This window comes from Roseofilum halophilum BLCC-M91, assembly GCF_030068445.1.
Taxonomy (GTDB): Bacteria; Cyanobacteriota; Cyanobacteriia; order Cyanobacteriales; family Desertifilaceae; genus Roseofilum; species Roseofilum halophilum.
The window spans coordinates 21,309-31,803 of record NZ_JAQPOK010000065.1 but is presented as its reverse complement, the minus strand read 5'-3'; the positions used below and the strand labels follow the sequence as shown (position 1 = coordinate 31,803).

Below are 10,495 nucleotides of genomic sequence, written 5' to 3'. Positions count from 1 at the left end.
GCGCGGTAATGGGTAATGGGTAATTGGTAATGGGAAAACCATTTTTCACGCTATAATCCCCATTTTTCAGGCTTTTCATGGGACAACACTCTCAAGGAACATTTCGATTACTGTACCTCATAACATCGAAAAACGCTGTAATTGAGGGAGTGCGGGCATCTTGCCCGCTAGTTTAACTCATTTTCATGTCCGCTTGCGGAAACCGGATTTGATATAAACACGCTTCGCGAAGCGCTATATCTCTGGAATCTAATCCATCCGCTTTTCTAGATATTGACCAATCATTTGTTCTTCACCCGCGCGGGAGATGATAGTTTGTCTAGTGCGATAGTGTTGTCCCACCAGTTTAATTTCCTCTTCAAACACCGAGCGGTTGTATTCGGTGCGTAAACACAAGGTCTGGGGATTGGAGAGATAATACTCTGCTGTTACGGGTTTAGGGGTGGCAAAGCCGCGATCGCGATACAACAACTTTCCCAACACCCCAATCACCGTTTCTCCCTTCGACTGTTTTTTCCCGGTAATCGACTCTTGAGAATGCCAACTCACCACAGAGCCGAATAACAGCATCCTTTCATCTTCCAACTGATGTAACCGCGCTAAATGCCGCAGTTCTTCGCTGCCTTGAGGTAAATATTCAATTTGAATAATGCTGGAAATTTCTTGGGGGTCTCCATCCGGTAGCGTATAGTAGCGTCGCTGGGAAGACCAACGCCCTGCTGTTTCTCGGAAAAACCGCTCAGTCTCTTGTTCCTGGGTTATTTGTAGGGGCGTTGGGGTCAAGTTTGCTTGGGATATTACCACGGTTGCTCCTCACGCGAGAGTAGGTTGACGCAATTTCAACCCATACTTGGGGATTTGTGTCAATATTTTTAACTTTTCTTAATGTTACCGTAGAGTAGGCGATCGCGCCACCTAAATTCGTTGGCATGGGCCAACAACAAGATAAACTAAAATGCGGGCTTGTGTTGATGCCCCGATCGCTTACTGGTTCAATTTTTTTATGGTCACTTCTCCTTCTGCTCCTACCGATATCGAAACTCGTAAAGCCGATCATCTGCGGATCTGTCTGGAAGAAGATGTGCAATTCCGACGCACCACTTCTGGATTGGATCGGTATCGCTTTATCCATGATTGTGTACCGGATTTAGATTATAACGAACTCCAAGTGAAGACCTCGTTTCTGGGCAAATCTTTGGGGTCTCCCTTTTTGATCTCTTCGATGACAGGGGGGACAGAGCAAGCGAAACAGGTGAATTGCCGCTTGGCCACTCTTGCCCAGAAGTATGGTTTAGCCATGGGGGTGGGGTCGCAACGGGTGGCCGTGGAACAGCCAGATGTGGCAGATACGTTTAATGTGCGCAAAGTTGCCCCGGATATCCTGTTATTGGCCAATTTGGGGGCGGTGCAATTTAACTATGGGTATGGGGTGGAGCAATGTCAACGGGTGGTGGATTTGTTGGAAGCAGATGCGCTGATTTTGCATCTGAATCCCTTGCAAGAATGTATTCAAACCCGTGGAGATAAGAATTTTAAGGGATTGCTGCCGAAAATTGCCCAGGTTTGCCAGAAGTTGTCTGTACCGGTAATTGCCAAAGAAGTGGGTAATGGGATTTCCGCTCGTTGCGCTCAACGGTTGCTCGATGCAGGGGTACAGGCGATCGATGTGGCGGGTGCAGGGGGGACATCTTGGGCGAAGGTGGAAAGCGAGCGGGCGGAAAATCCTCTCCAGCGTCGTTTGGGGAAAACCTTTGGAGATTGGGGGATTCCGACGGCTGAGTGTGTGGTGCAGATTCGGCAGATGAATCGCTCCATCCCCTTGATTGCTTCTGGAGGCTTGAGAACGGGGTTAGATGGGGCAAAGGCGATCGCCTTGGGAGCCGATTTGGTTGGCTTGGCTTGGCCCTTTCTACAAGCGGCTCAACAAGGGGAAGAGGCCCTCAGAGAATTGGCCGATCTGTTGATTGCGGAACTGAAAACCGCCCTGTTCTGTACCGGTCATCGGGATCTCAGTACCCTAAAATACACCCAGAGTTTACAAAAAATGTCATGATTGATCCATAACTATCTGCTATTCTCGCCTTCTATTGAGTCTCGAATTATGCGTCAATTCCTCAAATATACGTTTGCCAGTATTCTGGGAACCTTGGTCAGTGTGGTGTTGTTAGGCGCTCTGGGGATGGGCGGATTGATTGTGTTGCTGGCCAGCCTAGCCGCGAAAGATACCGCACCGTTGGTTAAGGATCGGTCGATGTTGGTATTGGATTTGGGGTTGCGAATTAATGATACGGAACCGAGTTCAACCACGACGACGGCCATTAATGAGGCGATTTCGGGGACAACGAAACGGACGATTACCCTACGGGAGTTTTTGGATACGGTGGAGGGTGCGATCGCCGATGAGCGAATTGTGGGGCTGTATTTGCAAGGAACAGAGGCCACGGTGGGCATAGGTTGGAGCAATTTACGGGAAATCCGCTCGGCCCTGAAACGGTTTCGGGACGCAGGAAAACCGATTATTGCCTACGATTTGAGTTGGAGTAAAAAGGAATATTATTTGGCTTCGGTAGCCGATCGCGTGATTATCCATCCGATGGGAAATCTGGAGTTAAATGGCTTGAGTTCAGAGGTGCTGTTTTTAGGGGGAGCGCTACAAAAGTATGGGATTGGCATTCAGGTAATCCGGGCGGGAAAATATAAGTCAGCAGTAGAACCCTTTACGTCTACCCAATTATCACCAGAAAATCGCCAACAAATCCAGGCCTTGCTCGATAGTATTTGGGCCGATTTTCGAGACCAGATCGGTGGCGATCGCTCTATAAATGCAGCCCAAATTCAGGTACTCTCCAATAGTAATGGCATCTTGTTTGCCAATGAAGCTCAAGAGAAGGGGTTAGTAGATGAGATTATGTTTGACGATCAGGTGATTGAGGATCTGAAAACGTTAACCGAAAGCAAGGAAGATGCGGACAGCTTTCGCAAAATTAGTTTTCCTACCTATGCGAGTGTTCCCAAGGATGTGGATTTGGCGGTGGATCGCACTTCAGAGCAAAAAGTGGCTTTGGTGTATGCGGAAGGCTCGATTGTGGACGGTCAAGGACGGGTGGGAGAAAATGAAATTGGCGGCGATCGCTATGCCTCCATTTTGCGCGATTTACGCTTAGACGATCGAGTGAAGGCGATCGTTTTGCGGATTAATAGTCCAGGGGGAAGTGCTACAGCTTCCGAGGTGATTCGACGGGAGTTAGAGTTAATTCAAGCAGCCAATAAGCCGGTGATTATCTCCATGGGCAATTATGCGGCTTCTGGAGGTTATTGGATCGCCACCGCCAGCGATCGCATTCTAGCCGAACCCAATACGCTCACCGGTTCCATTGGCGTGTTTGGTATTTTACCCAACTTGCAACAAATCGCCAATCAAAACGGCATTACCTGGGATGTGGTTAAAACCGGAGCCTATGCCGATTTAGGCAGCAGCGCCCGCCCGCGCTCCCCTGGTGAACTGAGTTTATACCAAAAAAATGTGAATCAAATTTATCAGCAATTTATCCAAAAAGTCGCCGAATCCCGTAATTTAACCGTCGAGCAAGTCAATCAAATTGCCCAAGGTCGGGTTTGGTCAGGAAAAGATGCCCAAGGGATCAACCTAGTCGATGAGTTGGGAGGGTTGCAACAGGCGATCGCCACAGCCGTAGAAATGGCTGAATTGGGAGAAGACTGGCAGCTAAAAGAATATCCCCAAACTCGCAGTTTAGAAGAGAGATTAATTGAGCAGATCATTGGCATTCGCCACACTCCAGAAGCCTCAGATTGGCTCATGGAAGAAGTAGAAAAACTCAAAGCAGAAATTAATGAATTAAGAACGCTCAACGATCCTTTGGGAATGTATACTCGAATGCCCTTTTATTTAAAAATTGAGTAAGGGGTAATGGGTAATCAGCAAGCCCGAATTAATTCTGTTGGCGTTGCCAAATCAAAATTTGATTATCTAATCCCCCAGAAATGAGCCTTCGATCGTTGGCACTTAAACCAAGAGAAATAACATAATCTGAATGTTTTTTAACCGTAGATTGTAACTGACCGGTCTGCACATTCCAAAAGCGAATGGTCTTATCCCAACTGCCACTAATCAGGGTTTGATTGTCTTCCCTGAGCGCTAAAGACCAAACGCCATCGGTGTGACCTTTGAGGGTTCGTTGTAATTCCCCTGTAGATAAATTCCAGATATTGATGTCTCCTTCTCCACCTCCACTGGCAAGGGTTTGATTATCGGCACTGATGGCTAGAGCGAGAACGGATAAGCGGTGATTTTCAAGAATATTGACTAGCTTAAAACTAGGTAATTCCCAGATGCGAATCGTGGTATCTTGGGAGCCACTAATTAACCATTTACCATCGGGAGAAATGGCTAAGGAACTAATTAAGCCTTGATGACCGGGAAGGGTTTTTATGGTTTCGTAAGTGTTGAGATTCCAAATAAGAATCTGTTGATCCCATCCCCCAGAAACGAGGATTTGACTATCAGGAGTAAGGGCTAAAGCAGAGACGGCATCTCGATGACCGGTGAGATTTTTTTGTAGCTCTCCAGATGGTAAATCCCAGACCTTAATCGTGCGGTCTTCGCTGCCACTAATCAGGGTTTTACCGTCAGGGGTGACAACGAGAGTATTGACGGCTTTTTGATGACCGGTTAAGGTGTTAATCGGCTCTCCAGTGGCTAAATTCCAGAGAACGATCGCCCCATCACTATGACCACTGATAAGGATAGTATCTCCTATTACTACTGCGCCTAAAAATCCCCCCTCCCGTTGCAACGTTTGGCTTAACTGATACCCTCCTGCAACAATGGTTTCAGTGGCTGGAGCAGGGGTTTCACTCGGCACAGCTCTAGAATCGGATGCCGTTGGGCTGGGTTTTTGGGCGCTCTCCCACCAGGTGACAACTTTATCAATTTTAATCCCTGCGGCCACCACTCGATCCGTATCTTCCACTAACTGCACCAACCGGTTAATACCAATTACTTCCCCCCGTTGATTCAAGACCGGGCCGCCGCTCATGCCTACCCGCACCACATTGGTATAATTTAACGGGAGTTGCGTTTGATCCACGCCCTGAAGCAGTTGCAGAAATTCCCCTTCCGTATTGACAAAAATCCGTTGACGCACCGATCCGCCAGACTGAGGCCAACCAGCCACATAGGCCAGGTTTCCTACTTCCACCGCTTCCGGGTCGCCGAGATCGGCGGTACGATAGGTCTCTGGACTGTGAAAGGCCAGCACGGCAATATCTTCTCCAGGCATCCGCAACCGATGGGAAGGGCCGACTTGATAGCGATCGCCATCCGGAGTAATAATCGTATAGTCCCCCGGTTGATCCACCACATGGGCATTGGTGACCACATAATACACCTGATTTTCGGTGGCAAAAATGACACCACTTCCCCCCTGGGGGCCGTCAATTCGCACTGTAATTTCTGAGGCAATGCGGTCAATCACCGGGTTGGCAACACTAGGAAGGCTCAGAGTTAGGCTAGGGGCAAGACTGACGAGGGCAACGGAGAGAAAGCGAGTATACATTGCAATTAAAAATTAAAAATTTTTGTGGTTCAGATGGGAGTGGGAGCGTCTCCCTCGCTTATTGAAAAAAGAAAACATTGTAGGGTGGGCAGGGGATGATTATCAAGTTGAATTATATCGCTTATTCTCCTGCCCACCCTACCTGGTACTTAGACGCTGTTGCCAACGGATGAGAATGGCTTGAAAGAAGGGCCATTGATAATATTCAAACATCAGCCAAGTGACCAAGAGCAGATGGGTAAAGAAGGTTAACCCAGTCCAAAATAGGGGAAACCACGCGCCGCTACTTTCGGGATCGGGGGGAAAGATATAAGAGCCTAATCCAATCAGAGTGGGAGGTAGGAGGATCAGGGGAATGCTCAATAGCCAGAGAAGGTACGAGGAATCGCCCGATCGCATCATCGCCACGTTAATCCAATTTTTCCCCGTCCAGTACCAGGCAAAGGGGCGATCGCCATCTGCAAGCTGAAGGGTTTGCTGTTGCAGATTCGCACTAAAGATATGACGGCAAAAATTACAGGCAAATGCATCCATCAAGGTGAGTGCAGAAATCTCTCCATGGCGACACAGAGGACAGGTGTAGGTGTCATGAGTGTTAAGCATAGCAATTACAGGGCTTCGCGTTAGGGAATAGGGGCTAAGGGGAACCGGATTACGGGCGATCGCTCACCGTTTTCACAAACTCCTTACCATTTTCTTCCAAGACCACGATCGCATTACCGCTAGAGACAATTTCAATCCGTTTCACCCGTATTTTACCGTTGGATAGAGATTCTCCAGCCACCACATAGCGAGAGGTGGGTTCATCAGGAGCCTTAAGAATGGCCCGCATTCCATCCGCAAGTTCTACCACTCCTGTAACTTTTACCGCTTCTGCCCCCGATGGTTTCACGGGGCTAGGAGTCGGCATGGGCTGCACTTGAGCCACTTCAATGGTTTGAGGGAGTTGTTGAAGGCTAGGATTGGCGGGTAGAGCGGGCAATTGTACGTCCTGGGGAGGCGGTGGAGGGGGAGCTGGTAAGGGTTTAACTGGGGAAGGAGCGGGATTAGGTTTGACAATCACTTCTGGGGGAGGAGTCGATGGAGTTGCAGTTTTCTCGATCTGGCTGAGAGTGACAATGGGATGGGTTTCTAAAGGACTGAAGGGATCGCGTTGACCTTCTTTGAGCTGTGCTAACCGTTCCTCAGCCGAGGTTGAAGGGGTTAATTGGGGAATTTGGGCTAAGATTTGGCTCTTCTCTTTTGGTGTAACCTGCAAAGACGCAGAAGGAGTAACGGCCACTTCTGAGTCGATCGCCCCATCCTCTTGAGATGTATTGGGCCCACTACAGCCCACTGTCCAAAGTAAAGACAGACTGATGGCACTCATCCACAGAAAGCGATTCATCGTTAGAACTCCCCATCTTGCTCTTCTCATTCAGAATACCGCCTCTTGGCTGAATTGCAACCCATTACCCTTCTGCCCATTACCCATTACCGATTATAAGTTTTGTAACGATTTCCCGAATTTCGCATAAAATCGCCGTCTCTTTTCTGAGATCCCTATAGAGACCCTTATTAAATGCTCTGGAGATCCCATCTTAGTGATGGGGTCTTTTCTATTGAATCCAGGAGGTAGTCCCATGTTCTTACCGATCGCCATTTTTGCCATTATCGTCGTCCTCTGGACTCAAGAGACCTTAGTCGAGAAACCGGAAGAGAAGAAAACCCCCGAAGAAAAACTCGCAGAGGCGATCGCCGATTATCTCAAAGCCGGAATTAAAATTCGCATCGATCAATCTCAAGACAAATAGGACAGAGAAATGCCCCGTTCTTGCAGAAAGCTGTCCACCTGTTCGGCCGTTGGCCCGGGGGAGATCGCCCCTGCTTCTAGGGTCGTTAGTGCGCCCACGGCTGCCGCATAAGTGACAATTTCCTTAACCTTCTGGGAGTCTTCTAAGCTAGAAATCCGGTAGCGATTGAGTTGATGAACCAAACCCGCCACAAATCCATCCCCTGCGCCCGTTGTATCTTTAACTGGCACTGAAAAAGCCGGTACAGTTCCTTGTCCTTCCCCGATCGCATAATGGATGGGTCGATCATCGGCCGTAACCACCACCCCTTCTAAATCGGGAAACCGGTCTCGGATCGCCAAAGGATCGGTCGTTTCAAACAAGACTTGGGCTTCTTCATCGCTCACTTTTACAAAGTCTACTTGGGCTAATAAATCATAGATTAAGGGTTTCGCCAGATTCGGATCGGGCCAAAAATCTGGCCGCCAATTAACATCGACGACCAGTTTCAGGTGATATTGATTAGCAAACTCTAATGCTTTGTGAATCGCTTCTTGGGTTTGGGGATAAGCTAACTCCAAGGTTCCCAGAACTAAATATTCAGCCTCTCTAAATAACTCTATGGGCAACAAAGCAGCATCAAGATAGGCATCTGCAAAGGTTGTCGTCTCCACCCCTCCGAACCCCGCAAAATAGCGATCGCCACGGTAGGAGTGAACCACATAAATCTGTCGAGTGGGGGCGCTCGGATGCCGTTGAATGCCTTGGATATCCACCTGCTGCTCTTCGAGGAACGTCACCAGGCGATCGCCGACCTCATCCGATCCTACACTGCCAATAAACGCTGATGAAGTGCCTAGCTTCACTAATCGACAGGCCACATTCGCCGGAGCGCCTCCTGGGTAAGGAGTCCAGGACTTAACCTGATCGTAGGGCACTCCAGCTTTGTCCGCTAGACAATCGAATAAAAGTTCACCTAAGCATAGAACCTGAGCTATATTCATAGAAAATTTTGCCGTAAGCCTAGAACACTCAGTTTACTACTATTCCTGGGCCACGGCTCAAAAATCGATCGACTGAATTAGAAATCAACAATATAATTGCAGAGATTGCATTGAGTTATAACTTAAGTAGATATACTACAGTATATATGCTTTCCATTAGTAGAGATCGATAATCACTATGACTGTTAGCGAATCAATGAAGTCCATGTCTCTCTCAGACCGTGAAGTTCAAGTCGTTGAACTCGTGGCCATGGGATTAGCTAACCAGGATATTGCTGAACGGTTAGAAATCAGTAAGCGCACAGTAGACAATCACATTAGCAATATTCTCAAAAAGACTAAGACCGATAATCGAGTAGAGTTGGTTCGATGGGCAATGAAATGGGGTAAAGTATGCATAGATGAGGTCAATTGTTGCATTCTGCCCAACGACTCTACAGAACCAGAAGACGAATAAATGTCATCTTTACCTATGAAACCCCAATCTGTATCTGTCCTGACTTCGACTGGGAACCAGAAGAGGCGAACTCTGGCTTGGCCGAAGTTACCCCTGGCGGTATACCGGGAAGTCGCAGCCCATTTGCGTCAAATTGATGGCGTGAATACGGGTCTGCATCCGCGCTCTAGCTCCGAGTTTAATTATTATTTAAGCCAGGTTGGGGGCCTGTGGATCGAATACCCAGAAGATCTGGGAGCTGAAGAGGTAGCCCGTATGGATCGAATCTTGGCGTACTATAGCGATCGCTATGGTGTCTGGAAATCAATTGATGAAAACTAATGGCACAACTGCAAGGTATACGAGGAACCCGCGATATTCTGCCCGATGAGGTAGTCAGATGGCAGTGGGTGGAATCAACTGCCCGGAGAATTCTATCCCAGGCTCAGTATCGGGAGATTCGCACGCCGATTTTTGAGCAAACGGAATTGTTTGCCAGGGGAATTGGAGAAGCGACGGATGTGGTCGGAAAGGAGATGTATACTTTTACCGATCGCGGCGATCGCTCGATTACCCTGAGACCGGAAAATACGGCGGGCGTGGTCAGATCCTATATTGAGCATAGTCTCAGTGCCAGAGGGCTTCAGCGTCTTTGGTACATGGGGCCCATGTTCCGGTATGAACGGCCACAGGCAGGAAGACAGAGACAGTTTCATCAATTGGGGTTAGAGGCAATTGGCAGTGCCGATCCGAGGGCAGATGCTGAGGCGATCGCCATTGCCACCCAAATCCTGAAATCCCTAGGCTTAAAGTCTCTCAAATTAGACCTTAATTCGGTCGGCAACCGGGAAGACCGCTTAAACTATCGTCAAGCCCTGATTGATTATCTCACTCCCTATAAAGAAGAGCTAGATGCCGACTCTCAAGACCGTTTAACCCGTAATCCCCTGCGGATTTTAGACAGCAAGGACAAGCGCACCCAAGAAATTGTCCAAGATGCACCCAGTTTATTGGAGTATTTAGGCGACTTCTCCCGCAATCATTTTGAACAGGTGCAAACCTTACTGACAGATTTGGGAATTGAGTATCAGATTAATCCTCGCCTAGTCCGAGGACTCGATTACTATACCCATACCGCCTTTGAGATTCAATCCGACGATTTAGGGGCCCAAGCCACCGTTTGTGGGGGCGGACGCTATGATGGATTAGTAGCCGAATTAGGGGGGAAAGAGACCCCAGCCGTCGGTTGGGCCATGGGATTAGAGCGGCTGATGATTTTAGTAGAAAAACTGGCTCAGGTTCCCCAGTCTACCCTAGATTTTTATCTGATTTCCAGGGGCGAGCTGGCCCAGCGCCAATCCTTGAAACTGGCTCAGGGGTTGCGCGAAGCCGGATTTGCTGTAGAGCTTGACCTCAGTGGCGCAGCCTTGAAGAAACAAATGGCTCGCGGTGATAAGAGTGGGGCGATCGCCTGTTTGATTTTAGGCGATCGAGAAGCCGAACAACAAGAAGTGCAACTCAAGTGGATGGCCACCAAAGAACAACAAACCTTAGAACAAAGCGATCTATTAAGCAATCCCCCCTATTTACGTCAACAACTCGACAAGCATTCCTAAACCTGGCCACGGAAACCCATTCAACCCATTTTCGTCATCATTTTCTGAATCGTCTCAGGATTAGCATCCATAATCCTGAGAGCTTCTAATT

At 48.4% G+C, this 10,495-nt stretch carries 11 protein-coding genes; 6 read left to right on the top strand and 5 right to left on the bottom strand.

Going from position 1 to position 10,495, the window contains the following annotated elements; all coding sequences use genetic code 11:
• Positions 1-249 precede the first annotated feature (249 nt).
• Positions 250-804 (bottom strand): phycobiliprotein lyase, encoded by a 555-nt coding sequence (locus PJF56_RS07715; RefSeq protein WP_283762074.1) that lies wholly within the window; start codon positions 802-804, stop codon positions 250-252.
• 199 nt (positions 805-1,003) lie between these two features.
• Here PJF56_RS07715 and fni point away from each other — a divergent pair, with 199 nt between their 5' ends.
• Positions 1,004-2,053 carry a type 2 isopentenyl-diphosphate Delta-isomerase gene (gene fni, locus PJF56_RS07710; RefSeq protein ID WP_283762073.1) on the top strand — a complete coding sequence of 350 codons (1,050 nt, stop codon included), beginning with the start codon at positions 1,004-1,006 and terminating at the stop codon, positions 2,051-2,053.
• A gap of 48 nt (positions 2,054-2,101) precedes the next feature.
• A complete protein-coding gene (gene sppA, locus PJF56_RS07705; protein WP_283762072.1) occupies positions 2,102-3,922 on the top strand; it encodes a signal peptide peptidase SppA in 1,821 nt (606 codons plus the stop codon).
• A gap of 28 nt (positions 3,923-3,950) precedes the next feature.
• Here the strand turns inward: sppA and PJF56_RS07700 are convergent, their stop codons facing one another.
• The 3 genes from PJF56_RS07700 to PJF56_RS07690 form a co-directional block, all read right to left on the bottom strand.
• Positions 3,951-5,576, bottom strand: a complete 1,626-nt coding sequence (locus tag PJF56_RS07700) for a trypsin-like peptidase domain-containing protein (protein ID WP_283762071.1) — start codon at positions 5,574-5,576, stop codon at positions 3,951-3,953.
• A gap of 138 nt (positions 5,577-5,714) precedes the next feature.
• On the bottom strand, positions 5,715-6,179 hold the full coding sequence (locus PJF56_RS07695; protein ID WP_283762070.1) for a hypothetical protein: 465 nt from the start codon (positions 6,177-6,179) through the stop codon (positions 5,715-5,717).
• A 49-nt stretch (positions 6,180-6,228) separates the two neighbouring features.
• A complete protein-coding gene (locus tag PJF56_RS07690; protein WP_283762069.1) occupies positions 6,229-6,963 on the bottom strand; it encodes a hypothetical protein in 735 nt (244 codons plus the stop codon).
• A 235-nt stretch (positions 6,964-7,198) separates the two neighbouring features.
• Here PJF56_RS07690 and PJF56_RS07685 point away from each other — a divergent pair, with 235 nt between their 5' ends.
• Entirely contained in the window at positions 7,199-7,369 is a 171-nt protein-coding gene (locus PJF56_RS07685; protein ID WP_283762068.1) for a hypothetical protein, read from the top strand.
• On the opposite strand, the gene PJF56_RS07680 is transcribed toward PJF56_RS07685, so the two are convergent.
• Positions 7,357-8,352, bottom strand: coding sequence for a carbohydrate kinase family protein (locus PJF56_RS07680; RefSeq protein WP_283762067.1), 996 nt, complete (start codon positions 8,350-8,352; stop codon positions 7,357-7,359). The genes PJF56_RS07685 and PJF56_RS07680 overlap by 13 nt on opposite strands.
• Positions 8,353-8,530: 178 nt before the next feature.
• On the opposite strand from PJF56_RS07680, the gene pedR reads away from it, so the two are divergent.
• Genes pedR through hisS form a run of 3 tightly spaced genes read left to right on the top strand, consistent with a single transcriptional unit; the run spans position 8,531 to position 10,404 of the window.
• On the top strand, positions 8,531-8,809 hold the full coding sequence (gene pedR, locus PJF56_RS07675) for a photosynthetic electron transport-dependent transcriptional regulator PedR (protein WP_347179478.1): 279 nt from the start codon (positions 8,531-8,533) through the stop codon (positions 8,807-8,809).
• 15 nt (positions 8,810-8,824) lie between these two features.
• Complete coding sequence (locus PJF56_RS07670; protein WP_283762065.1) at positions 8,825-9,130, top strand: hypothetical protein; 306 nt, start codon at positions 8,825-8,827, stop codon at positions 9,128-9,130.
• Positions 9,130-10,404: a histidine--tRNA ligase gene (gene hisS / locus PJF56_RS07665; RefSeq protein ID WP_283762064.1), complete on the top strand. Its 1,275-nt coding sequence runs from the start codon at positions 9,130-9,132 to the stop codon at positions 10,402-10,404. The genes PJF56_RS07670 and hisS overlap by 1 nt, the downstream gene beginning before the upstream one ends.
• Positions 10,405-10,495: the final 91 nt, after the last annotated feature.